Source organism: Microbacterium sp. NPDC087868 (assembly GCF_044900755.1).
GTDB lineage: Bacteria > Actinomycetota > Actinomycetes > Actinomycetales > Microbacteriaceae > Microbacterium > Microbacterium galbinum.
In genome coordinates, this window is the sequence record NZ_JBJDNO010000001.1 from 1 (window position 1) to 23,043 (window position 23,043).

Consider the following 23,043-nt stretch of genomic DNA (forward strand, 5'->3'; position numbering starts at 1 on the left):
GGCTACAACCGTGATGGTGGTTCTGCTCCGCGTCGCGAGGGCGGATACAACCGCGACGGTGGCTCCGCGCCCCGTCGCGAGGGCGGTTACAACCGCGATGGTGGTGCTCCGCGTCGTGAGGGTGGCTACAACCGTGATGGTGGTGCTCCGCGTCGCGAGGGTGGCTACAACCGTGATGGTGGTGGCCCGCGTCGTGAGGGCGGCTATAACCGCGACGGTGGCTCCGCGCCCCGTCGCGAGGGCGGTTACAACCGTGATGGTGGTGCTCCGCGTCGTGAGGGCGGGTACAACCGTGATGGTGGTGCTCCGCGTCGTGAGGGCGGATACAACCGTGATGGTGGTGCTCCGCGTCGTGAGGGCGGATACAACCGCGACGGTGGTGGCTCGCGTCGTGAGGGCGGGTACAACCGTGATGGTGGTGCTCCGCGTCGTGAGGGCGATGCCCCCCGTCGCGAAGGCGGGTACAACCGCGACGGCGGTGCCCCCCGTCGCGAAGGCGGATACGACCGCGACCGCGCGCCCCGCCGCGAAGGCACCGGTGCCGGCCGCTCTTACCCGCAGCGCGGGGGAGCGGGGCGTGAGCGTCCTGTGCAGGCGACGAACGAGCGTCCTCGCTTCGACGAGCCGCAGATTCCCGAAGAGGTCACCGCGCGCGATCTCAACGGCGCCGCGCGCAATGAGCTCAAGACGCTGAGCAAGGAGAACGCCGAGCACGTCGCGCGTCATCTCGCGATGGCGTCGCGACTCATCGACGAAGACCCCGCGCTGGCACACGAACACGCTCTTGCCGCATCGCGGAGCGCCGGACGTATCGCGATCGTTCGTGAAACCCTTGGGATCACGGCCTACGCGACCGGGGACTTCGCCCTGGCACTGCGCGAGCTTCGCACCTTCCGTCGCATCTCCGGAAAGGACGACCAGATCGCGCTCATGGTCGACAGCGAGCGCGGCATCGGTCGTCCCGACCGTGCGCTCGAGACCGGACGCTCCGTCGACCGTTCCACGCTGGCGACTCCCGTGCGGGTCGCGCTGGCGATCGCGATGTCGGGTGCTCGTCTCGACCAGGGCGACCTCGAGCTCGCTCTCGGTGAACTCGAGATTCCCGAACTCGACCCCGATCGCGCCTTCGAGTGGAGCCCGGCACTCTTCGCCGCCCGCGCCGCTGTGCTCGAGGATCTCGGTCGTGACGACGAGGCGGCGTTCTGGGCGCACCGCGCGGAGGTCGCCGCCGAAGCACTCGGTATCGACGAGGCAGGCGACGAGGAGATCTTCATCGAGGACGGCCTCATCGAGGGCGACTTCGATGACGACGCCGAAGACGCCGACACGGAGGACGAGACCACCGCCGAAGCGACTTCGGAGTCCGAAGCGTCAGAAGACTCGGTTCCCGAGTCGGATGCCGTGGACGCCGAGCCATCCGTCGACGACGAGGTGCGCGAGCTCCTCGGCGAGTCCGACGACGACTCCGAGACGCCGGGGGCCTGAGTGGCGCTGTTCTCCAAGAAGCGCGCGGCAGTGACCCCGCTCGACGGGGTCGACACCGTCCTGGCCGACCTCGATGGTGTGGTCTACGCCGGTCCCGGAGCCCTTCCGTACGCCGTCGACAGTTTGAACGATGCGGCACGTCGTGTGCGTCTCGGGTACATCACCAACAACGCGTCCCGCACGGATGCGTCGGTCGCTGCCCACCTGACCAGCCTCGGTCTCGAGGTCGCGCCGCACGACGTGGTCACCAGCCCTCAGGCGGCGATGCGGCTTCTGGCCGATATCGTCCCCGCTCCCGCCACGATTCTGGTCGTCGGGGGAGACGGCCTCGTCGACGAGCTGCAGAAAGCCGGATACACCGTCACACGCAGCGCGCAGGACTCTCCGCAGGCCGTCGTCCAGGGCTTCGCACCCGAGGTGGCCTGGACGGATCTCGCCGAAGCATCCTTCGCCTTGCAGCTGCCGGAGGACGAGGGTGGCATCCCCTGGATCGCCACCAACACCGACTGGACGATCCCGCGTGAGAGGGGCGTCGCCCCGGGCAACGGCACGCTCGTCTCGGCAGTGCACACGGCGGTCGGTCGGCTCGCGACCGTGGCCGGAAAGCCCGAGACGCCGATCTTCGACGAGGCCATCGCGCGTTTCGACGCGAAGAAGGCGCTCTTCATCGGCGATCGACTCGACACCGACATCATGGGAGCCAATCGCGTCGGCATCGACTCCGTGCTCGTGTTGACCGGCATCGACCGTCCGAAGCATGTTCTGGCGGCCCCAGAGGGATCGCGCCCGACGTTCATCGTGAGCGACCTTCGGGAGCTGCACCAGCCGTACCCTGCGACCGTCGAGCGCGACGGCGTCTTCCACGTGAACGGGGCCGCGGTGCGCGTGCACGGCGCCGATGTCGAGATCGTCGCCGACGAGGGGGAGCAGATCGATCTGCTCCGGGCGGGAGCAGCAGCGATCTGGGCGTCCGGAACCCCGGTGTTCGTCCTGAGGGTGCCCGAGCACCTCTACGACGATCCGTTCCACCGTCCCTGATCGCAACCGGAGCCCGGTTCGTCGCCTGCGCCGTGGCGACCGCCGCTGTCCGAGGCGCCGCGTACAGTGGAATCCGTGAGCGAAGATAAGACGAGCACCCCGACCGACGGTCTGTGGAGCCGGCTGCGTCTGATCGAAGGACAGCCGTTGCCTGCGCGCGCCGACGCCTACTCGGCGCTGCACGACGACCTCGCCCGACGCCTCGAGAGCGGGGCGAAACTCGACCCCCGGGAGACGCCGACACGATGACGCGCCTCGATGCCGCCCTCGCCGCGCGGGGACTCGCTCGTTCGCGCACGCACGCCGCCACTCTGATCGCCGAAGGACTCGTGTCGGTCGACGGCACGCCCGTCGTCAAAGCGTCCACCGCGGTGACGGACTCCTCCGAGATCTCGATCGCAGGCGCCGATCACTATGTCGGTCGGGCCGCGCACAAGCTGATCGCCGCGCTCGACGGCTTCGATGTCGGCGTCGATGGGCGTCTCGCCCTTGACATGGGGGCATCCACCGGCGGCTTCACCCAGGTGCTCCGTGAGCGCGGTGCTCGTCGAGTCCTCGCGGTCGACGTCGGTCACGGACAGCTCGCGCCGTCGATCGCGGCGGACGCCGGTGTCGTCCCGGTCGAGGGGTACAACGTCCGCCACATGACCCCCGGGAATCTCGCGGAGGCGACCGGGGAACAGGCGCTGCCCGATGTCATCGTCGGTGATCTCTCGTTCATCTCCCTCGAGCTCGTGCTCCCGGCCGTCGCGGGAGTCGCAGCCCCGACGGCAGACATCGTCCTCCTGGTGAAGCCGCAGTTCGAAGTGGGCCGCACCGCGGTGCGCGGTGGACTCGTCACCGATCCGGCGACCCGCGCCGATGCCGTGGCGCGAACCGTGTGGAGCGCGTGGGACGCTGGGCTTGGGATGCTGGGCATCCTTCCCTCCCCGATTCTCGGAACACACGGCAACTCCGAATACCTCGTCCATCTCGCGCCGGGGCGCGGTAGCAATCCGACAGAATGGTTGGATCGCATCAACGCTTTGGCAGGAGGACGATGAACGAGCGCAGCATCCTGGTCGTCGCCCACGCCGGTCGCGCCGACACGGTCGCGGCTGCACGGCGGGTGATCGAATCCCTGCGCGGTGCGGGCGCGCGACCTGTGCTGGCGTCGGACGACCGCTCCGAGCTCGCCGCGGTCGACGCGTTCTTCGCCGACGTCGCCGAGCTGGGCACCACCGTCGATCCCGGAACTCTCGAGCTCGCGATCGTGCTCGGCGGGGACGGCACGATACTGCGGGCGGCCGAGCTCGTGCGAGAGACCGGGGCGCCGGTCCTCGGCATCAACATGGGCCACGTGGGCTTCCTCGCCGAGATCGACCGTGACGATATGGACGACGCCGTGCGGCGCGTGATCGCTCGCGATTACGAGGTCGAAGAGCGTCTGGCCCTCTCGGTGCGCGTCAAGGATGCGGATGGCGCGGTCGTCTACGAGACCTGGGCGCTGAATGAGGCGACGGTCGAGAAGGCGAGCCGGGAGCGCATGATCGAGGTCGTGCTCGAGATCGACGGGCGCCCCCTGTCGAGCTTCGGCTGCGACGGCATGGTGATCTCCACGCCCACGGGCTCGACCGCGTACAACTTCTCGGCCGGCGGTCCCGTGATCTGGCCGAGTGTGGAAGCGATCGCCGTCGTGCCGCTCTCGGCGCACGCGCTGTTCGCCAAGCCTCTCGTCGTCAGCCCCGACGCCGCCGTCGCGATCGAGATGCTCGAGCGTACGGACGGCTCCGGCATCCTTTGGTGCGACGGACGCCGATCCCACGAGCTTCCCCCGGGGGCACGCGTGGTCGCGCGCCGCTCGTCGCGGCCCGTGCGACTCGCTCGTCTGCACCCGACCGCGTTCACGGACCGCCTGGTGCGCAAGTTCCAGCTCCCGGTCGAAGGATGGAGAGGGCAGGAGGTGCCGTCGTGATCGAAGAGATGCGGATGCAGGGACTCGGCGTCATCGATGATGCCGTGCTGCCGCTGGGTCCCGGCTTCACGGCGATCACCGGCGAGACCGGTGCGGGAAAGACCATGGTCGTCACCGGCCTCGGGCTGCTGCTCGGTCAGCGCGCTGATTCCGGCGCGGTGCGCGCCGGGGCCGCCCAGGCATCCGTCGCCGGCGTATGGATCGTGCCCGAGACCGGACCGGTCTCGGAGATCGTGTCGGATGCCGGTGGCGAACTCGAGCCGGCCGGCGCAGGTCGTTCCGAGCTCTACGTGTCGCGCACGCTGAGCGCCGAGGGGCGCAGCCGCGCGAGCGTCGGCGGACGAGCGGCCCCGGCGGGCGTGCTCTCGGCACTCGCCGACGAGCTCGTCGTGGTCCACGGCCAGTCCGAGCAGCTGCGGCTGCGATCCGCGGCCGCTCAACGCGACGCCCTCGACCGCTTCGGTGGAGCGCCGATCGCATCCGCACTCCAGACCTACGTCATTGCGTTCGAGCGTTGGCGGGCGTTGGATGCCGAGATCTCCGACATCAGCGAGAATCGCGACCGCCGCGCCGACGAGGCGACCCGGTTGAGGGAGGCGCTCGCCCTGATCGAGGCGACGGCGCCCGAGGCGGGGGAAGACGAGGAACTCGCCGAACGGGCGGAGCGCCTCGCGAATTCCGAAGAACTCCGGCTCGCGGCATCCGTCGCTCATGGGGCGCTCTCGAACGAAGAGGGGGAGCCCGACGCCTCTGCTCTGGTGGCCGAGGCACGACGCGTGCTCGAGCGGGTGACCGATGCCAAGCTGGCGGCGATCTCCGAGAGCCTCGCCGACATCGGTTACCGCCTGACCGATGTCGCCGGTCTCCTCTCCGCGTACCTGGCCGACCTCGACGAGTCCGGTCCGCACGAGCTCGCGGCCGTCGAAGAGCGGCGTGCCGCCCTCGGCACCCTGATCCGTGCGCACGGCTCCCTCGATGAGGCGCTCGAGGTGTGGCAGACGGGCTCGGCCCGGCTCGCCGAGCTCGACGACGATGACGACCGCCTCGAGCGGCTGCTCGCCGAACGCGACGCCGCCCGTGAGGAGCTCGATGCCGCAGCGGATCGTCTGACCGCCGCGCGCACCGAGGCGGCCGAACGTCTGGGCGCCGCAGTGACCGAAGAGTTGCATGCGCTGGCGATGCCGGATGCGCGTCTCTCCGTCACGGTATCGACGGGATCCGAGAGCACCCATGGTCGTGACGACGTCGCCATCCTGCTCGCCCCGCATCCCGGCGCCGAACCGCGCTCCGTCGCCAAGGGTGCCTCGGGAGGAGAGCTCTCCCGCGTGATGCTGGCGATCGAGGTCGTCATCGCCGCGACCGATCCCGTGCCGACCTTCGTCTTCGACGAGGTCGATGCCGGCATCGGCGGCGCAGCGGCGATCGAGGTCGGGCGGCGACTCGCCCGGCTTGCAGAGAAGTCGCAGGTGATCGCGGTGACGCACCTCGCGCAGGTCGCCGCGTTCGCCACGAACCACCTGTCCGTCGTGAAGTCCAACGACGGAGCAGTCACCGCCTCGAATGTGAGGCGGCTCGACGGTGCGGATCGAGAGGCGGAGATGGCTCGTCTGCTCTCCGGACTCGCCGATTCCGACGCCGCACTGACCCACGCCCGTGAACTACTCAGCCTCGGTCGCTGAACGAACTGTTAGGATAGAAGCCCGTGATGAACTCTTCTTCTGCGGGACCCAACAACGACACCACCAAGCACATTTTTGTGACGGGCGGTGTCGTTTCGTCTTTGGGTAAGGGGCTCACCGCAGCGAGCCTGGGAAACCTGCTCACGGCTCGCGGAATGCGCGTCGTGATGCAGAAGCTCGACCCGTATCTCAATGTCGATCCGGGAACGATGAACCCGTTCCAGCACGGCGAGGTCTTCGTCACCGACGACGGCGCCGAGACCGACCTCGACATCGGCCACTACGAGCGTTTCCTCGACATCAACCTGTCGCAGGCCGCGAACGTCACGACCGGCCAGATCTACTCGCAGGTCATCGCCCGTGAGCGCCGGGGGGAGTACCTCGGCGACACCGTCCAGGTCATCCCGCACATCACCGACGAGATCAAGCGCCGCATGCGCCTGCAGGCGTCGGAGGACCCGCGCCCCGACGTCATCATCACCGAGGTCGGCGGCACCGTGGGTGACATCGAGTCGCAGCCCTTCCTCGAGGCGGCCCGCCAGCTTCGCCACGAACTCGGTCGCGACAGCGTCTTCTTCGTGCACGTCTCCCTGGTCCCGTTCATGGGAGCCTCGGGTGAGCAGAAGACCAAGCCGACCCAGCACTCGGTCGCGGCCCTCCGCCAGGTCGGCATCCAGCCCGACGCGCTCGTGCTCCGCAGCGACCGCCCGGTGAGCGAGAGCAACCGCAACAAGATCGCCCTCATGTGCGACGTCGACGTCGAGGGTGTCATCAACACCGTCGACCTGCCGAGCATCTACGACATCCCGTCCACGCTCAACGACCAGGGCCTCGACTCCTACATCGTGCGCCGCCTCGGACTCGACGCCAAAGCGGCCGATGTCGACTGGACGCGCTGGAACAAGGTGCTGCACGCGGTCCACAACCCCAAGCACGAGGTCACGATCGGGCTCGTGGGCAAGTACATCGACCTGCCCGACGCGTACCTCTCGGTCACCGAGGCGCTGAAGGCGGGCGGCTTCGCGCAGGAGACGAAGGTCAACATCCGCTGGATCCCTTCCGATCTCTGCGAGACGCCCGAGGGTGCGCAGGAGCAGCTGTCGCAACTGGACGGTATCTGCGTTCCCGGCGGCTTCGGCATCCGCGGCATCGAGGGCAAGCTCGGCGCCCTGCGTTTCGCCCGTGAGCAGGGCATCCCGACCCTGGGCCTGTGCCTCGGACTGCAGTGCATGGTCATCGAGTACGCTCGCCACGTCGCCGGCATCGAGGGCGCGTCCTCGAGCGAGTTCGACCCCGAGACCTCCGAGCCGGTCATCGCGACGATGGCGGAGCAGGTCGAGATCCTCGACGGCGGCGACCTGGGCGGCACGATGCGTCTGGGCCTCTACCAGGCGGCTCTCGCCGAGGGGTCGCTCGCACGCGAGGTGTACGGCGCGCCGCAGGCATCCGAGCGTCACCGTCACCGCTACGAAGTGAACAACGCCTACCGTGGTCGTCTGTCCGACGCCGGCCTGGTCTTCTCGGGTCTGAACCCCGAACTCGACCTGGTCGAGTACGTCGAGCTGCCGCGCGACGTGCACCCGTACTACATCGCCACCCAGGCTCACCCCGAGCTGCGTTCGCGCCCGACCGACCCGCACCCGCTGTTCCGCGGTCTCGTCGGCGCAGCCATCGATCGCCACCGCGCGAGCGAGCTGTTCGATGTCGACGCGGCCGCCGATGCCTGAGACTCAGGTCGACGCGGGCGATCTCCACGACGAGCCCTTCGAACCCGAGGTCCTGCAGAGCGACCTCGCGTTCGAGGGCGCCGTGTGGGACGTCCGCGACGACCGGGTGCGTTACGGCGACGGTGAGATCCGTCGCCAGTACGTCGCTCACACCGGTGCGGTGGCGATCCTCGCGCTCGACGACGACGAGCGCGTGCTGCTCATCCAGCAGTACCGGCATCCGATCCGTCACCGTGACTGGGAGCTGCCCGCCGGGCTCCTCGACGTGCCGGGGGAGGAGCCGCTGGAAGCGGCTCGCCGAGAGCTCGCCGAAGAGGCCGACCTCACCGCTTCCCAGTGGGTGCCGCTCGTCTCCTCGTGGACGACTCCAGGCGGAAACGACGAGCTCATCCACATCTTCCTCGCGACGGGACTCTCGGATGCCGAGACTCCGCACGCGAGAGAAGACGAAGAGGCCGACATCCGAGTCGAGTGGGTTCCTCTGGCGGATGCCGTCGACGCGGTGCTCGCCGGGCGCATGCGCAACGGCATCCTGAGCCTGGGCGTGATGGCGGCGACGCTGAGGCTGCGCGACCGGGGCTGAGGATGCTGCTCGCGCGCGCCCTCGACTCTTATCTGCGTCACGTCACGATCGAGCGCGGCTTGAGCAACCACACGGTCTCCGCGTACCGGCGGGACCTTGACGGATACATCGCCTGGTTGTCGGAGCAAGGTGTCACGGACACCTCCGAGGTCACGGCCCAGGTGATCGGCCGGTTCATCGAGGAGCGCTCCTCGGAGGTGCCGCCGCCTGCCGCGACCAGCCTCGCGCGACTGCAGTCGTCCGTGCGCGGATGGCACCGGTACCTTGCCCGCGAGGGTATCGAACAGGACGATCCGAGTGGGCGCCTGCGACCGCCGAAAGCCCCCCGGAGACTGCCGAAAGCGCTGACGATCGACCAGGTCGAGAGGTTGCTCCAGGCGCCCCCGTCGGAGGAGCCGATCGGCATCCGCGACCGTGCGCTTCTCGAGCTGCTCTACGCGACCGGTGCGCGCGTGTCGGAGGCGGTCGGACTCGACGTCGATGATCTCGCCCACGGCGATGTGCTGCGTCTGCGCGGCAAGGGGTCGAAGGAGCGCATCGTTCCCATCGGGTCGTTCGCCCGCGACGCCGTCGACGCGTATCTCACTCGGGTGCGTCCGGGTCTCGCCGCGAAGGGGCGGGCATCGGCGCGCCTCTTCCTCGGAGCGCGGGGGGCGCCGCTCTCGCGGCAGAGCGCCTGGCTGGTGATCCGTTCGGCCGCCGAGCGTGCGCAGATCACCGCCGAGGTCTCGCCGCACACGCTGCGCCACTCGTTCGCCACGCACCTCCTCCAGGGCGGAGCGGATGTGCGCGTCGTGCAGGAACTCCTCGGGCACGCCTCCGTGGCGACCACCCAGATCTACACGCACGTCTCTGTCGACACCCTCCGCGACATCTACGCGACCTCGCACCCGCGCGCCCGCTGACGCGGAGCACACCTCGCAGCGGCGCCCCGAGGCCGCTCCAACGTGCGATGCACGGAGAGCAGAAAAGCGTCATGTCATCCTTTCGGCGGACGCGAGAATCTCGCCTCACTCTCTACTGTGGATACTTCCGGCCATCGTCGGTCGCACAAAGGAGTCTTGACATGCGTTCCACCGTTCCTCTCGCCGCGCTCGCGGCGACCGCCATGGTGCTCGTCCTCTCGGGCTGCGGAGGCGCGTCCTCCGACGAGCTGTCCTACGAGGACTCGCCCCTGAACGAGTACCTCGCCGCGGCCTGGGGCAGCGACCTCTCGCCCGAGGAGCAGCAGAAGAAGTTCGACGAGCAGCAGGTCAAGGTCGAGGAACTGATCTCGGAGTGCATGTCGGAGGAGGGATTCGAGTACGTCCCGAACACCAGCAGCGGCGGCGTGATGACCAGCGACGGCGGCGAGTGGGAGCCGGACAAGCGGGAATGGGTCGAGAAGTACGGCTACGGCTACGTCAACAGCCCGTTCGCCGAGCAGCAGGACGAGGGCCCCACCGACCAGGAGTACGTCGACCCGAACGCGGACTACGTCTCGTCGCTCTCGGAGTCCGAGCAGACGGCGTTCTACGAGGTGCTGTACGGCCCGCCGCAGGAGGAGTCCGAGATGTCGGAGGACGGCAGCTACGAGTACAACTGGGAGACGGCCGGATGCCAGGGCTGGGCGCAGCACGAGCTCGAGGGCGATGACCCGTGGCAGGCCGAGGAGTTCGCCGAGCTGCGCGCCAACATGGAAGAGCTGTGGACGACGTCGCAGGACGCACCCGAGCTCGCCGATCTGAACGCGGAGTGGGCCTCTTGCATGGCCGACAAGGGCGAGCCCGGATTCGAGAAGCAGATGGATGCCGGTCAGTCGATCATCGACGACCAGAACGCGCTGTACGACGCGGCCTACGGTGACGGCTCCGAGCAGGTCGACCTCGACTCGCCCGATTTCGTCGACCCGAGCGAGAGCCCCGAGATGAAGGAACTGGGTGAGCGGGAGATCGCCCTCGCCCTCGTCGATCTCGAGTGCCGCGAGAAGACGTCGTTCACGAAGAAGTCGATGGAGATCCAGTTCGCGCTGGAGGAGAAGTTCATCGCCGCGAACAAGGCCGACCTCGACGCCTTCAAGGCCGCCGCCGAGCAGAGCAAGTGATGCGCGACGACGAGACCCCGACGACCCAGATCCCCGCAGAGGGAAGCGACGCCGGGGCGGGGGAGAACTCTGCCACGGCGGAGACGACGACGTTCACCGACCTGATCGACAGCCCCGACGGTGCGAGCGCGGATTCCGCGGATGGCACCGCCGATGACGCCGCGGGAACGACGGACACGTCGCGGGTGAGCGGGTGGGGCCGCGTGCTCCGCGGCAACCGCACCCTCTGGATCGTGGCGCTCGGCGCGGTGGTCTGCCTGGTGGCCGGGCTGCTGGTCGGGCGTTTCCTGCTCTCGCCCGATGCGTCGAGTGCGGATGCGCCCGAGCCCGGTCTCGTGACCGCTCCGGTGGAGTTCGGTCCGTTGAGCAACGACGTCACCCTGCGGGCGGACGTCGGATACGCGGATGCCGTCGACGTCAAGATCGATACCTCGACGCTCACCGGCGGCGCCGTCGTCACCGGGAAGACGCCGGAGGTGGGTGCCACGCTCGAACCGCTGTCGGTCGCGCTCGAGATCGTCGGACGCCCGGTGATCGTCCTGCCCGGAGAACTTCCGGCGTATCGCACCCTGCGTTTCGGCGTCTCGGGTCCGGATGTTCTGCAGCTGAAGCAGGCGCTCGCGAGCGTCGGCATCGGCGCCGGCGACGTGAATTCCAACATGTTCGACCAGGCCACCGCCGAGGGGATCGCGCAGCTCTACGCGCAGGCCGGGTACCCGGTGCCGGAATCCGAGGAGGGGACCGCCGATGGCGTGCGGTCCGCCGAAGAGGCCGTCCGTTCCGCGCAGTCCGGAGTCGCTGACGCCGAGAAGGCGCTGACCGCCGCGGGAGCGGGCCCGACCCCGGTCGAAGCCTTCCAGGCGGACGTCGCGGTGCAGACGGCCGTGGAAGCGCTCGACGCCGCGCGTGCCGCCGGCGAAGGAGTCCCTGCCGCGGAGCGCGCCCTGCACACGGCGAACCTCGAACGGGATGCGATCTGGGCGCCGCGGGACACGAGCAGTGAAGCATCCGCTCTGGAGAGCGCGCGCGCCGCGGTGACCTCGGCCAACGAGGCGCTCGAGGAGGCGCGTCAGAAGGCGCTTCCCTTCCTGCCTGCCAGCGAGGTGCTTTACCTCACCGAACTTCCGCGTCGTGTGGACGCGGTGAACGTGCAGCGCGGCTCGATCGTCGAAGGCGCAGCGATGACCGTGTCGGGCGCGACCGTTCGTCTCACCGGGGCTGCAGCCGAGGCCGATGCCCGTCTGCTGGAGGCGGGAGCCGAGGCGGCGTTCGAGCTGCCGGACGGTACCGAGCACCGTGCAGTGATCGCGACGCTCAAGGAGGGCAAGGACAGCAGTGCTCGGTGGTCGGTGATCCTCGAACCGGACCCGCTCACGCCCGAGCAGATCAGCCAGCTCCAGGGAAGCAACGTCCGGGTCAAGATCGCGGTCGGAGCTACGGATGGCGACGTTCTCTCGGTGCCGCTCGCGGCACTCACCGCCGGCCCCGGGGGTGAGTCGCGCGTCGAGGTGGTCGAGTCCGATCCCCGAGAGGGCGAGGACGCCACGACACGCCTCGTCGTCGTCGAGCCCGGTCTGGCGGCCAAGGGGGCCGTCGAGGTGACCCCGGTCGACGGTGAACTCGACGAGGGCGATCTCGTGGTGGTGGGCCGGTGACGGCCGCGCCGCCGCTGGTCGAGCTCCGTGACGTGACGCGTTCGTTCCCCGGGCCGCCCGAGGTCCAGGCGTTGAAAGCGGCCACGCTGAGTGTGGCGGCGGGCGACTACATCTCGATCGTCGGACCCAGCGGATCCGGCAAGTCGACCATGCTCAACCTGCTCGGGCTGCTCGACCGGCCCAGCGTCGGGGAGTATCGGCTGGCAGGATCGCTCACGGGAGACCTGTCGGACGACGAGCGTGCGGCGGTGCGAGCCCGATTCATCGGCTTCGTCTTCCAATCGTTCCATCTGCTTCCTCGACGCAGCGTGCTCGACAACGTGCTCATGCCCATGCTCTACAGCGGTGTGCCGCGGCGCGAACGCGAGGACCGGGCGCGCGAGGCGCTCTCCCGGGTGGGCCTCGGACACCGCATCGACTTCTTCCCGAACTCGCTGTCCGGCGGCGAGCGGCAGCGCGTCGCCGTTGCGCGCGCGGTCGTCAGCGGACCCCAGCTGCTGCTGGCCGATGAGCCGACGGGCAACCTCGACCAGCGCACTTCCGGCGAGGTCATGGAACTCTTCGAGGAGCTCAACGCGGACGGGCTCACTCTCATCGTCATCACGCATGACGATGCGGTCGCGCGCCGCGCCGGGCGGAGCATCCGCATCTCCGACGGCCGATTGAGCGAGCTGTGATGCGCCTGCTCCGGCGTCGACGCAGAGATGCCGGGTCGACGAACGTTCCGGCCGAGGGCACGACAGCCGAGAACTCCGCATCGGAGAGTGCAGCCCCCGAGAACGCGGCGCCCGAGAACGCGGCGACGGCGCTCCTGCCGTCGGTGAAGCATGCCGATCGGTTCACGTTCCAGGACCTGGTCGCCGAGGCGACGGCCGATATCGGATCGAGGCCCGCCCGTCTGGTGATGACGATCCTCGGAACCGTGCTCGGCATCGCTTCGCTGGTCGCGACGCTCGGGTTCGCCCAGACGGCGGCGGCGCAGATCGCCGCGCAGTTCGACGGAGTCGCAGCGACCCAGGTCGTCGTCACGCCGGCGAAGGCGCAGTCCGGCCGGGAGAACACGACCGTCGCTGCCGGACGACTGCCCTGGGACGCCCCGGAGCGCGTGAAACTCCTCGCCGGTGTCGACAGCGCGGCTCTCATCGCCGACGTCGAACTCGCCGACGGCGAGACGATCACGGCCGTGCCGGTGAACGATCCCTCGGCCCCGATCACGGCCTCGCCGAAGCTGTTCGCGACGACCCAGGACCTGCCGGATGCCGTCGACGGGGAACTCGTGACGGGACGCTTCTTCGACGACGGTCACGACGAGCGGGGTGATCGCGTGGCGGTTCTCGGCCAGCGCGCCGCGGAGCGGATGGGGATCAATCGTGTCGATTCCCAGCCGTCGATCTTCATCGCCGGCGTGTCGTATTCCGTCATCGGCATCATCGATGGGATGGAGAGGCGCTCCGAGTTCGTCGACGGGGTGATCATCCCGCAGGGAGCGGCACGCGCGGACTTCGGATTGGCCGCGCCGTCGGAACTGGCGATCCACATCGTCGTCGGTGCGGGGCCTCAGGTCGCCGAGCAGTCGGTGCTCGCGCTCCAGCCCGACGACCCGGAATCACTGGACGCACGCGCGCCGGCGGCATCCTCCGACCTCAGCCAGAACGTGCAGGCCGATGTGAACGTCGTCTTCCTCATCCTCGGGATCATCGCGCTCCTCGCCGGTGGGCTCGGGATCGCGAACGTCACCCTGCTCTCGGTCATGGAGCGCATCGGTGAGATCGGTCTCCGTCGGGCGCTGGGCGCGACGCGCCGCCAGATCGGCGGGCAGTTCATGGTCGAGTCGATCGTGATCGGCTTCATCGGGGGGATCATCGGCTCCGCCCTCGGGGTCGTCGCGGTGATCGTGGTCGCGGCCGTTCAGGGGTGGTCGCCGGTCACCGACCCGCTGATCGCCGTCGCCGGGATCTTCCTGGGGGCGCTGGTGGGATGGGGATCGGGCTGGTATCCAGCACGGCGCGCCGCACGCATCGAGCCGGTCGCCGCGTTGCGCGGCGTGTGAGGGAGAGGGCGACCGCTAGAATCGAGCAAGCACGAAGGAGCAGGAGAACCGGTGGCGGAGAAAGCGGCGAAGTCCAGGGCGACGGCCAAGAAGGTCGACGAGACACCCATGGGACCCACCGGTCGGCCCTATCACGGGTTCGACACGCCCGAACCGTTGAGCTCCCACGGTCCGGCGAGGATCATCGCGCTGTGCAACCAGAAGGGTGGCGTCGGTAAGACGACGACGACCATCAACCTCGCCGCAGCACTCGCCGAATACGGGCGTAAGGTGCTCGCCGTCGACTTCGACCCGCAGGGCGCCCTCTCCGCAGGCCTGGGCATCCAGACGCACGACGTGCCGACGATCTACGACCTGCTTCTCGACACCAAGCGCGACGCGAACGACGCGATCGTTCACTCCAGCGTCGAGAACCTCGACGTCCTGCCCGCGAACATCGATCTGTCCGCCGCCGAGGTGCACCTCGTGAACGAGGTCGCCCGCGAGACGATCCTCGCCCGGGTGCTCCGCCAGGTCGCGGGGGAGTACGACGTCATCCTCATCGACTGCCAGCCGTCGCTCGGCCTGCTGACGGTGAACGCTCTCACCGCGGCGCATGGCGTGATCATCCCACTCGAGTGCGAGTTCTTCGCGCTGCGCGGTGTCGCGCTCCTGATCGAGACGATCGACAAGGTGCGCGATCGGCTCAACCCCTCGATCACGATGGACGGCCTGCTCGCGACGATGTACGACCCGCGCACGCTGCACTCGCGCGAGGTGCTCGAACGCGTCGTCGAGGCGTTCGGCGACGACGTGCTCGAGACCGTGATCGGTCGCACCGTGAAGTTCCCCGATGCATCGGTGTCGGGCGTCCCCATCACCGAGTTCGCGCCGGAGCACGCCGCCGCACAGGCGTATCTGCGACTGGCGCGGGAGCTGGTCGCCCGTGGCGCCGTCGCCTGATTCCGAGTACGACGCCACCCTCGCGCCCGACGGCACCGCCCCTGCGCCGGAAGGCGCTTCACTCGCGCCCGAAACCGACGCCGCTCTCATCGAGCAGCCGTCGGCATCCGATCCCGGTTTCCGCGTCTCGCTGTCGAACTTCGATGGACCGTTCGACCTGCTCCTGAACCTCATCTCCAAGCACGAGATGGACATCACCGAGGTCTCGCTGAGCGCGGTGACGAACGAGTTCATCGCCTATCTGCGCGACCTCGACGGCGACGAGGAACTCGACCAGGCCTCCGAGTTCCTCGTGGTCGCGGCGACGCTCCTCGACATGAAGGTGGCGGGGCTGCTGCCGCAGGGCGAACTGGTGGATGCCGAGGCCGTGGCGTTGCTCGAGGCGCGCGACCTGCTCTTCGCACGTCTGTTGCAGTACCGCGCCTTCAAGGAGGTGTCGGCCTGGTTCTCGCGCTGCCTCCAGCGGGAGGACCGTCGGCACGTGCGCGCGGTGCGGCTCGACGAGAAGCACCGTCGCAAGACGCCCGAGCTCGTGTGGTCGCTCACCGCCGACGACTTCGCCGCGCTCGCGCTCCTCGCATTCGCGCCGAAGGAGATCCCGCACGTCGGCCTCGATCATCTGCATGCGCCGCTGGTGAGCATCCGAGAGCAGGCGGCGATCGTCGTGACGCTCCTCCGCGGCACCGAGTCGCTGAGCTTCCGCGAGCTGGTGGCGGGGGTCAGCGAACCCGGCATTGTGGTCGCCCGGTTCATCTCGGTGCTCGAGCTGTATCGGCACGCGGCACTCTCCTTCGAACAACTGGAACCGCTCGGCGAGCTCACGCTGCGCTGGGCCGCCGACTCCTGGTCGGACGAGACACTCGCGAGCCTGGGGGCCGACTATGACCGATGACCTGACCGCCGCCGAGACCGTGAGCCGCCCCGAGACCGTGAGTGACACCGAGACCGAGCAGACGCCGTCGACGCCCCTGACGGAGCGCATCGAGGCGATCCTGCTCATCATCGACGAGCCGATCGGACTCGTGGCCCTCGCCGCCGCGGTCGGGTCGCCCGTGCCGGCCGTTCGGCAGTCGCTCGAGACACTGGTCGACGACTACGACGGCCGCGGACAGGGGCCCCGGCGCGGCTTCGAGTTGCGCGAGGTCGGTGGGGGCTGGCGCCTCTACGTGCGCGAGGACCATGATGACCTGATCGCCGAGTTCGTCGGCGGGCAGGCGCCGGCGCGACTGTCGCAGGCCGCGCTCGAGACCCTCGCCGTGATCGCCTACAAGCAGCCCGTCACCCGCAGCCAAGTGGCATCGATCCGCGCGGTGAACGTCGACTCGGTCGTGCGCACGCTGCTCGCCCGTGGCCTGATCACCGAACTGTTCGCCGATTCCGAGACCGGCGCCATCAACTACGGCACGACCGAGGCGCTGCTCCAGCATCTCGGAATCAACTCGCTCGACGAGTTGCCCCCCATCTCTCCGCTGCTCGACGACGGTGCCGATGGGTTCGACGAAGGGACCATCCGATGACCGATTCCGAAGCGCCGCAGGGCGTCCGCCTGCAGAAGGTGCTGGCCGCGGCCGGTGTGGCCTCCCGTCGTGTCGTCGAGGAGTACATCGTCGCGGGTCGCATCCGCGTGAACGGCGAGGTCGTGAGCGAGCTCGGACGCCGCATCGACCCCGAGACAGATCTGGTCGACGTCGACGGCACGGCGATCCAGCTCGACGTCTCGAAGCGCTACGTCATGCTCAACAAGCCCACCGGCGTCGTCAGCAGCATGCGCGACGAGAGCGGTCGTCCCGACCTGCGTCGGTTCACCGACCAGTACGAGGAGCGCCTCTACAACGTCGGACGCCTGGACGCGGAGACCAGCGGTCTGCTGATCCTCACGAACGACGGGGAGCTCGCGCACGTGCTCGCCCACCCGTCGTTCGGTGTCACCAAGGTGTACATCGCCAAGGTCGAGGGCACCGTCACGGCGCAGACCATCGCGAAGCTGACGGCCGGGTTCGACCTCGAGGACGGGCACATCCGCGCCGACAAGGCCCGCCTCCTCGACACCTCGCGCGGATCGAGTCTCGTCGAGCTCACGCTGCACTCCGGCCGCAACCGCATCGTGCGTCGCATGATGGCCGCGGTGGGCCACCCGGTCACCGAACTGGTGCGTCGTCAGTTCGGGCCGCTCCACCTGGGAACGCTCCCGGCAGGAAAGTCCCGCGAACTGGGTAAAATCGAACTCGGCGCGCTGCTCACTCTGTCGCGCCGTGATTCCGGTGTCGCCTCGGCGCCAGGCGAGCAACAGGAGAACGAGTGACCGACACGTCCAGTGCGTCCAGCGTGCGATCGACGTCCGTCGACGCTGCTCGTCGTCCGGGATCCGAACGATCGGCGGTCGCCCCGCGTCTGTCGGGGACTGTTCGTGTCGTGGGCGCCGGACTCCTCGGGGCGAGCGTCGGACACGCGCTTCGGGCGAAGGGCATCGACGTCGTCCTGACGGACTCGTCGCCCGCGCAGCTGCGTCTCGCCGTCGACTACGGCGCCGGCCGCCTCGCTGCAGAGGACGATCGTCCCCGCCTCATCGTGGTCGCCGTGCCGCCGGACGTGACGGCCGACGTCGTCCAGGCCGAGCTCGCGCAGTACCCGGATGCCGTCGTCACCGACGTCGCGAGCGTGAAGCTCGAGCCGTTCCGCGAGCTTCAGGAACGCGGTGTCGATCTCGCTCGCTACATCGGTTCGCATCCGCTCGCCGGGCGCGAGCGCGGGGGAGCGATCTCCGCGCGCGCCGACCTGTTCATCGGGCGCCCCTGGGTCGTGTGCCGTGACGGTGACACCGCCGCCGCCGACCTCGCTCTTGTGGAGGCGCTCGCCCTCGACGTCGGCGCCATGCCGTTGGAGATGACCCCCGAGGAGCACGATCGGTCGGTCGCTCTCACCTCGCACGTTCCGCAGGTCGTCGCGAGCCTGCTCGCCGGGCGCCTGGCCGAGGCCGACGAGGGCTCCCTCCGTCTGTCCGGGCAGGGCGTGCGCGACACGACGCGCATCGCGGCATCCGCTCCGGAGCTGTGGGTGCAGATCCTCGGCGCGAACGCCGGGCCCGTCGTCGAGATCCTCGATTCTCTGGCCGCAGACCTGCGTGAGGTGTCGGACGCGCTGCGCGACCCGGGTGCCGCGGGTGCCCGTCGTGTCGTCGCGGAGACGATCCGTCACGGCAACGATGGCGTCGACCGGCTTCCCGGCAAGCACGGCCAGAACCGGCGCTTCGAATCGCTCGTCGTGATGATCGATGACACCCCCGGTCAGCTCGGCCGTCTGTTCGGTGAGCTCGGAGAGCTCGGCGTCAACGTCGAGGACCTGCGTCTCGAGCACTCGCCGGGCGCGCAGTTCGGCCTCGCCGAGATCAGCGTCGAACCGGCCTCGCTGCACGGCGCGATCTCGGGGCTTCAGGAACGTGGATGGCGGATTGCGGGGAACACCAATGACTGACACTTCTCTCGACCGGTCCGCCGCCGACACCTCGGCCGTGGACTTCATCGCGATCGACGGTCCCGCGGGTTCCGGAAAGTCGAGCGTGTCGAAGGCGGTCGCGCGGCGCCTCGGCTTCGGCTACCTCGACACCGGATCCGCCTACCGGGCGCTCGCGTGGCACGTGCTCGATCGGGGCGCTGACACGGCGGATGCCGACGCGGTGCTCGCCGCGGCATCCGATTTCCCCGTGCGTCTCGGGCTCGACCCCGACGACCGCACCGTGCGCGTCGGCGACGTCGACATCACCGATGCGATCCGCGAACCAAGGGTGTCGGGCGCCGTGAGCGGTGTCGCCCGCGTGCCCGCCGTGCGGGCCCAGGTCAACGATCTCTTCCGCTCCCTCGTCGCCGAGGCGCCGTATCCGGCCGTCGTCGTCGAGGGCCGCGACATCACGACGGTCGTCGCCCCCGACGCACCCGTCCGCATCCTGCTGACCGCGGCCCCCGAAGTGCGGGCCGCACGCCGAGCCGGTGAACTCGCCGGCGAGAACGCGGATGCCGTCGCCGCTGCTTTGCACAAGCGCGACGCCTCCGACAGCGCCGTCGTCGACTTCCTCAACGCCGCGGACGGCGTCGAGGTCGTCGACTCGACGGAGCTCGATTTCCCCCAGACCATCGATGCCGTCCTCACGGTGATCGAACGACTCCGAGGAGCACACCGTGGCTGACGAAGAATACGAAGGCGGCCCTGACCGTCTCGCCGAGAAGATGGAGGAGCTCGACGAGCACCTCGCCGAACAGCGCGCCGAGACGCTGCGCGCCGGCCTCGCCGACTACGAGCTCGACGACGAGGATGCCGCACTCCTCGCCGGTGTCGAGCTGGGCGAGGACGGGATCCAGTTCCTGCCCGCGCTGCCCGTCGTCGCGATCGTCGGGCGCCCGAACGTCGGCAAGTCGCAGCTCGTGAACCGCATCCTCGGCCGCCGCGAGGCCGTCGTCGAGGACACCCCCGGCGTCACCCGCGACCGCGTCACCTACAAGGCGGAGTGGGCGGATCGCCGCTTCACCCTCGTCGACACCGGTGGGTGGGAGCCGGATGCCCGCGGCATCGATCGCTCCGTCGCCGCGCAGGCCGAGGTCGCGATCGATCTGTCCGACGTCGTGCTGTTCGTCGTCGACGCGATGGTCGGTGCCACCTCGACCGATGAGCACGTCGTGAAGCTGCTGCGCAAGAGCGGCAAGCCGGTCTTCCTCGTCGCCAACAAGATCGACGACGCGCGCCAGGAGCCCGAGGCCGCAGCCCTCTGGAACCTCGGTCTCGGCGAGCCGCACCCGGTCTCGGCCATCCATGGACGTGGCGTCGCGGATCTGCTCGACGAGGTGCTCAAGAAGCTGCCGGAGGTCTCCGCCGTCGCGAAGGCCGAGATCGGCGGACCGCGTCGTGTCGCGATCCTCGGCCGTCCGAACGTCGGCAAGTCGTCGCTGCTCAACAAGGCCGCGGGCGAGGAGCGCGTCGTGGTCAACGACCTCGCCGGCACCACCCGCGACCCGGTCGACGAGATCGTCGAGCTGGGCGGAAAGCTGTGGACGCTGGTCGACACCGCCGGCATCCGTCGTCGAGTGCACATGGCGCAGGGTGCCGACTTCTATGCGTCGCTTCGTACTTCGGCCGCTCTCGAGAAGGCCGAGGTCGCCGTGGTCGTGCTCGACGTCTCGGAGACGATCAGCGAGCAGGACGTGCGCATCATCGACCTCGTGCTCGAGTCGGGCCGCGCGCTCGTGCTGGCGTTCAACAAGTGGGACCGTCTCAATGACGACGACCTCGAGAACGCCGATCGTCGTCGTTACCTCGAGCGCGAGATCGAGCAGGACCTCGCGCACGTCGCCTGGGCTCCGCGCGTGAACATCTCGGCGAAGACCGGCCGTCACCTCGACAAGCTCGTGCCCGCGCTCGAGACGTCGCTGGAGAACTGGGATCGCCGAATCCCCACCGGTAAGTTCAACGCCTTCCTCGCCGAGCTCGTGGCCGAGCACCCGCACCCGTTGCGCGGTGGCAAGCAGCCGCGCATCCTCTTCGGGACGCAGGCGTCGACGCGTCCGCCGACGTTCGTGCTGTTCACGACGGGATTCCTCGACCCGGGCTACCGCCGCTTCATCCAGCGCCGCCTGCGTGAGCTGTACTCCTTCGAGGGAACGCCGATCGTCATCAACATGCGTGTGCGCGAGAAGCGCCAGCGCTGATCCTCGTTCTCGTGAAGCGGGCGCATTCCCTCCCGGGTGCGCCCGCTTTCGCATGTCAGGGGCTTCTGCGGCGGGCTCCGTCGGGCGAGCGCTGTTTTCTCTCTGTGACCGATTCGATGCCCGGACGCGGCGGCTGTGACAGGGTGGAGGGGTGACGATCGTTCCCCCTGCTTTCGATGAGCCGCGCCGCCCGGAGGGGCCGCGCGACCCCGGGGATGCCTGGGTCGTCGCCGACTCGGGGGAGCGGTACTGGGGGCGTTTCGGCGCTGCCGGGCTGCTGGCCGTGGATGCCGAACGCGGGGTGCTGCTGCAGCACCGCGTCGCCTGGAGCCATTTCGGCGGCACCTGGGGCCTGCCGGGCGGCGCGCTGCACGAGGGCGAGAGCTCGATCGTCGGCGCGTTGCGCGAGGCACGGGAAGAAGCGGGAGTGCCCGAGGGCGCCGTCCGCCCGAGGTTCACCAGCGTGCTCGATCTCGAGATCTGGTCGTACACGACCGTGGTCGCCGATGTGCAGACACCCTTCGAGCCTGTGATCAGCGACCCGGAGAGCGTCGCGCTCGAGTGGGTGGCCATCGACGACGTGGAGTCCCGGCCGCTGCATCCCGGCTTCGCCCGCGCCTGGCCGGAGCTGCGCCGCCTTCTCGAAGAGCGCGTGGCCCTCGTCGTCGATGCGGCCAACGTGGTCGGGTCGGTTCCCGACGGTTGGTGGAAGGATCGTGCTGGCGCCGCCGAGCGACTTGCCGGGCGGCTGGACGGCGTCGCAATCGCAGCGCCCGAGCTGGGCATCGGCGGAACCGAGTGGTTCCCGGAGGTGTCGCTCGTGGTCGAGGGCCAGGCGCGGGCGCTCGACGCGCATCCGCACGGAGTCTCGATCGTGCGCGCGGATGCCGCCGGTGACGACGCCATCGTCGCCGAGGTCGAGAAGCGCGTCGGTTCCGGAGCGAACGTCTTCGGGGTCACGAGCGACCGCGAGCTCGCCGACCGCATCCGGCGGACCGAGCCGGCGCAGGTGCGCTCGGCGGGATGGCTGCTCGAGCGGCTCTGAACGAGTCCGCCGCTGCGGTGTTCCCGGAGCGGACGTCAGCGGAGGAAATCGTCCGATCCGCGCTCGGACCGCGCGTGCAGGCGATCGATCTCCCGGCGTTCGCGTTTGGTGGGGCGTCCGGCCCCACGGTCGCGGAGGCCGAGCGCCGCCTGGGGCTCGCGCTCGGGGGTTCGGTCGTCGTAGGCGACGGCGGCGAGGGGTGCTCCGACGCGCTTGACGAGGAGTTGCCGCACGAAGAGGATGCGGTCGAATCCGGCGATGCGGATGCGCACTTCATCGCCGATCTTGAGAGCCTGCGCCGCCTTGACCTTGTCGCCGTTGACGCGCACATGCCCCGCGCGGCATGCCGTGGTCGCAGCGGAGCGGGTCTTGTAGACGCGTACCGCCCAGAGCCAGCTGTCGACACGTGCGGTGGTGCTCATGGAGTGCTCCTGCGGGTGAGAGCGGCGATCGCGCCGGCGATGAGGAGGCCCTGCCCGAGCGTGTAGGTCAGCATCACGACGGGGCTGCCCCAGGGGGAGACGACCTCGGGGAGGAAGAGGCGGAAGGCGAGGACCGTGTCGCTCGCGAGGAAGAAGGCGCCGCCGACCGCGATTGTCGAGGTGCTGCGTGCCGAGCTGGCCGCGGTCCCCGCGAGGACGAGGCCGTAGATCGCCAGAGCGAGGAGGAGTCCGTCGGTGTGCGGTCCGAGAATCGTCAGCATCGCGATCCACCAGACGGCGTAGACCAGCGTCCACCGCGGCAGCGGCCTCTGGGCAAGGAGCCGAAGGAAGAGCGCGATGTAGGCCAGGTGAGCAAGACCGAAGAAGCCGAGCATCAGCGGCAGCTCGGGAAGCGCGGGGAAGAAGGCGCCCGCGCTGTCGCCCAGCCACGAGAAGACGAGCGCCGCAGCCAGGAGCCACGTGGCCTGCGGGGATCCGATCCGCCGCGCGAAGACGATCAGCGGGACGGCCAGTAGCGGCATCAGCAGGATCTTCGTCGGTCCCGCCGCCGGGCTGTCGATGGCCAGAAGGATGACGTGCACGACCGAGACGATGGCGTAGGGCGTGAAGGCCCAGACCAGCGCGGGGGAGAGGACGCGTCGGTGCATCCCCCCATCGTAGAGTCGC

At 69.3% G+C, this 23,043-nt stretch carries 23 protein-coding genes; 21 read left to right on the top strand and 2 right to left on the bottom strand.

Annotated elements, in window-relative coordinates; genetic code table 11:
* The 21 genes from ACI2JZ_RS00005 to ACI2JZ_RS00105 all read left to right on the top strand — a co-directional run.
* On the top strand, positions 1 to 1,485 hold a 1,485-nt coding region (locus ACI2JZ_RS00005; protein ID WP_404596148.1), incomplete at its 5' end, for a primosomal protein.
* Positions 1,486 to 2,523 (top strand): HAD-IIA family hydrolase, encoded by a 1,038-nt coding sequence (locus tag ACI2JZ_RS00010; RefSeq protein ID WP_404596149.1) that lies wholly within the window; start codon positions 1,486 to 1,488, stop codon positions 2,521 to 2,523.
* A 75-nt stretch (positions 2,524 to 2,598) separates the two neighbouring features.
* Positions 2,599 to 2,772 (top strand): hypothetical protein, encoded by a 174-nt coding sequence (locus tag ACI2JZ_RS00015; protein WP_247622030.1) that lies wholly within the window; start codon positions 2,599 to 2,601, stop codon positions 2,770 to 2,772.
* Positions 2,769 to 3,566 carry a TlyA family RNA methyltransferase gene (locus ACI2JZ_RS00020; RefSeq protein ID WP_247622031.1) on the top strand — a complete coding sequence of 266 codons (798 nt, stop codon included), beginning with the start codon at positions 2,769 to 2,771 and terminating at the stop codon, positions 3,564 to 3,566. Before ACI2JZ_RS00015 ends, ACI2JZ_RS00020 begins: the two co-directional genes overlap by 4 nt.
* A complete protein-coding gene (locus ACI2JZ_RS00025) occupies positions 3,563 to 4,477 on the top strand; it encodes an NAD kinase (RefSeq protein WP_247622032.1) in 915 nt (304 codons plus the stop codon). Before ACI2JZ_RS00020 ends, ACI2JZ_RS00025 begins: the two co-directional genes overlap by 4 nt.
* Entirely contained in the window at positions 4,474 to 6,156 is a 1,683-nt protein-coding gene (gene recN, locus ACI2JZ_RS00030) for a DNA repair protein RecN (protein ID WP_404596150.1), read from the top strand. The genes ACI2JZ_RS00025 and recN overlap by 4 nt, the downstream gene beginning before the upstream one ends.
* 26 nt (positions 6,157 to 6,182) lie before the next feature.
* On the top strand, positions 6,183 to 7,883 hold the full coding sequence (locus ACI2JZ_RS00035; protein WP_247622034.1) for a CTP synthase: 1,701 nt from the start codon (positions 6,183 to 6,185) through the stop codon (positions 7,881 to 7,883).
* The gene (locus ACI2JZ_RS00040; protein ID WP_404596151.1) at positions 7,876 to 8,466 is read left to right on the top strand and encodes an NUDIX domain-containing protein; all 591 of its coding nucleotides are present in this window, start codon (positions 7,876 to 7,878) and stop codon (positions 8,464 to 8,466) included. Before ACI2JZ_RS00035 ends, ACI2JZ_RS00040 begins: the two co-directional genes overlap by 8 nt.
* A 2-nt stretch (positions 8,467 to 8,468) precedes the next feature.
* Entirely contained in the window at positions 8,469 to 9,371 is a 903-nt protein-coding gene (gene xerD, locus ACI2JZ_RS00045) for a site-specific tyrosine recombinase XerD (protein ID WP_404596152.1), read from the top strand.
* A 161-nt stretch (positions 9,372 to 9,532) separates the two neighbouring features.
* Complete coding sequence (locus tag ACI2JZ_RS00050; protein ID WP_247631913.1) at positions 9,533 to 10,549, top strand: hypothetical protein; 1,017 nt, start codon at positions 9,533 to 9,535, stop codon at positions 10,547 to 10,549.
* Positions 10,549 to 12,204, top strand: a complete 1,656-nt coding sequence (locus tag ACI2JZ_RS00055; protein WP_404596153.1) for a hypothetical protein — start codon at positions 10,549 to 10,551, stop codon at positions 12,202 to 12,204. The genes ACI2JZ_RS00050 and ACI2JZ_RS00055 overlap by 1 nt, the downstream gene beginning before the upstream one ends.
* A complete protein-coding gene (locus ACI2JZ_RS00060; RefSeq protein WP_336640070.1) occupies positions 12,201 to 12,881 on the top strand; it encodes an ABC transporter ATP-binding protein in 681 nt (226 codons plus the stop codon). Before ACI2JZ_RS00055 ends, ACI2JZ_RS00060 begins: the two co-directional genes overlap by 4 nt.
* A complete protein-coding gene (locus tag ACI2JZ_RS00065; RefSeq protein WP_372491545.1) occupies positions 12,878 to 14,254 on the top strand; it encodes an ABC transporter permease in 1,377 nt (458 codons plus the stop codon). Before ACI2JZ_RS00060 ends, ACI2JZ_RS00065 begins: the two co-directional genes overlap by 4 nt.
* 108 nt (positions 14,255 to 14,362) lie before the next feature.
* The gene (locus tag ACI2JZ_RS00070) at positions 14,363 to 15,196 is read left to right on the top strand and encodes a ParA family protein (protein ID WP_247624672.1); all 834 of its coding nucleotides are present in this window, start codon (positions 14,363 to 14,365) and stop codon (positions 15,194 to 15,196) included.
* Complete coding sequence (locus ACI2JZ_RS00075; RefSeq protein WP_404596154.1) at positions 15,180 to 16,088, top strand: segregation and condensation protein A; 909 nt, start codon at positions 15,180 to 15,182, stop codon at positions 16,086 to 16,088. Before ACI2JZ_RS00070 ends, ACI2JZ_RS00075 begins: the two co-directional genes overlap by 17 nt.
* The gene (gene scpB / locus ACI2JZ_RS00080; RefSeq protein ID WP_404596155.1) at positions 16,078 to 16,713 is read left to right on the top strand and encodes an SMC-Scp complex subunit ScpB; all 636 of its coding nucleotides are present in this window, start codon (positions 16,078 to 16,080) and stop codon (positions 16,711 to 16,713) included. The genes ACI2JZ_RS00075 and scpB overlap by 11 nt, the downstream gene beginning before the upstream one ends.
* Positions 16,710 to 17,498: a pseudouridine synthase gene (locus ACI2JZ_RS00085; protein WP_247622042.1), complete on the top strand. Its 789-nt coding sequence runs from the start codon at positions 16,710 to 16,712 to the stop codon at positions 17,496 to 17,498. Before scpB ends, ACI2JZ_RS00085 begins: the two co-directional genes overlap by 4 nt.
* A gap of 23 nt (positions 17,499 to 17,521) precedes the next feature.
* Positions 17,522 to 18,667, top strand: coding sequence for a prephenate dehydrogenase (locus ACI2JZ_RS00090; protein ID WP_372491576.1), 1,146 nt, complete (start codon positions 17,522 to 17,524; stop codon positions 18,665 to 18,667).
* Positions 18,660 to 19,376, top strand: coding sequence for a (d)CMP kinase (gene cmk / locus ACI2JZ_RS00095; protein ID WP_247622043.1), 717 nt, complete (start codon positions 18,660 to 18,662; stop codon positions 19,374 to 19,376). Before ACI2JZ_RS00090 ends, cmk begins: the two co-directional genes overlap by 8 nt.
* Positions 19,377 to 19,416: 40 nt before the next feature.
* A complete protein-coding gene (gene der / locus ACI2JZ_RS00100; RefSeq protein ID WP_247624674.1) occupies positions 19,417 to 20,889 on the top strand; it encodes a ribosome biogenesis GTPase Der in 1,473 nt (490 codons plus the stop codon).
* 151 nt (positions 20,890 to 21,040) lie between these two features.
* On the top strand, positions 21,041 to 21,934 hold the full coding sequence (locus ACI2JZ_RS00105) for an NUDIX hydrolase (protein ID WP_247622044.1): 894 nt from the start codon (positions 21,041 to 21,043) through the stop codon (positions 21,932 to 21,934).
* A gap of 35 nt (positions 21,935 to 21,969) precedes the next feature.
* On the opposite strand, the gene ACI2JZ_RS00110 is transcribed toward ACI2JZ_RS00105, so the two are convergent.
* Together ACI2JZ_RS00110 and ACI2JZ_RS00115 are read right to left on the bottom strand one after the other, a co-directional pair.
* Positions 21,970 to 22,356: an RNA-binding S4 domain-containing protein gene (locus ACI2JZ_RS00110; RefSeq protein WP_247622045.1), complete on the bottom strand. Its 387-nt coding sequence runs from the start codon at positions 22,354 to 22,356 to the stop codon at positions 21,970 to 21,972.
* Positions 22,353 to 23,024 carry a lysoplasmalogenase family protein gene (locus ACI2JZ_RS00115; protein WP_404596156.1) on the bottom strand — a complete coding sequence of 224 codons (672 nt, stop codon included), beginning with the start codon at positions 23,022 to 23,024 and terminating at the stop codon, positions 22,353 to 22,355. Before ACI2JZ_RS00115 ends, ACI2JZ_RS00110 begins: the two co-directional genes overlap by 4 nt.
* Positions 23,025 to 23,043: the final 19 nt, after the last annotated feature.

What these genes read in the sequence shown, in the direction of transcription:
- cmk (WP_247622043.1), top strand. Translation starts at nt 18,660, where the DNA reads ATGACTGACACTTCTCTCGACCGGTCCGCCGCCGACACCTCGGCCGTG.
- scpB (WP_404596155.1), top strand. Translation starts at nt 16,078, where the DNA reads ATGACCGATGACCTGACCGCCGCCGAGACCGTGAGCCGCCCCGAGACC.
- ACI2JZ_RS00115 (WP_404596156.1), bottom strand. Translation starts at nt 23,024, where the DNA reads ATGCACCGACGCGTCCTCTCCCCCGCGCTGGTCTGGGCCTTCACGCCC.
- der (WP_247624674.1), top strand. Translation starts at nt 19,417, where the DNA reads ATGGAGGAGCTCGACGAGCACCTCGCCGAACAGCGCGCCGAGACGCTG.
- ACI2JZ_RS00020 (WP_247622031.1), top strand. Translation starts at nt 2,769, where the DNA reads ATGACGCGCCTCGATGCCGCCCTCGCCGCGCGGGGACTCGCTCGTTCG.
- ACI2JZ_RS00070 (WP_247624672.1), top strand. Translation starts at nt 14,363, where the DNA reads ATGGGACCCACCGGTCGGCCCTATCACGGGTTCGACACGCCCGAACCG.
- ACI2JZ_RS00040 (WP_404596151.1), top strand. Translation starts at nt 7,876, where the DNA reads ATGCCTGAGACTCAGGTCGACGCGGGCGATCTCCACGACGAGCCCTTC.
- xerD (WP_404596152.1), top strand. Translation starts at nt 8,469, where the DNA reads ATGCTGCTCGCGCGCGCCCTCGACTCTTATCTGCGTCACGTCACGATC.
- ACI2JZ_RS00050 (WP_247631913.1), top strand. Translation starts at nt 9,533, where the DNA reads ATGCGTTCCACCGTTCCTCTCGCCGCGCTCGCGGCGACCGCCATGGTG.
- ACI2JZ_RS00085 (WP_247622042.1), top strand. Translation starts at nt 16,710, where the DNA reads ATGACCGATTCCGAAGCGCCGCAGGGCGTCCGCCTGCAGAAGGTGCTG.
- ACI2JZ_RS00055 (WP_404596153.1), top strand. Translation starts at nt 10,549, where the DNA reads ATGCGCGACGACGAGACCCCGACGACCCAGATCCCCGCAGAGGGAAGC.
- ACI2JZ_RS00110 (WP_247622045.1), bottom strand. Translation starts at nt 22,356, where the DNA reads ATGAGCACCACCGCACGTGTCGACAGCTGGCTCTGGGCGGTACGCGTC.
- ACI2JZ_RS00025 (WP_247622032.1), top strand. Translation starts at nt 3,563, where the DNA reads ATGAACGAGCGCAGCATCCTGGTCGTCGCCCACGCCGGTCGCGCCGAC.
- ACI2JZ_RS00035 (WP_247622034.1), top strand. Translation starts at nt 6,183, where the DNA reads ATGAACTCTTCTTCTGCGGGACCCAACAACGACACCACCAAGCACATT.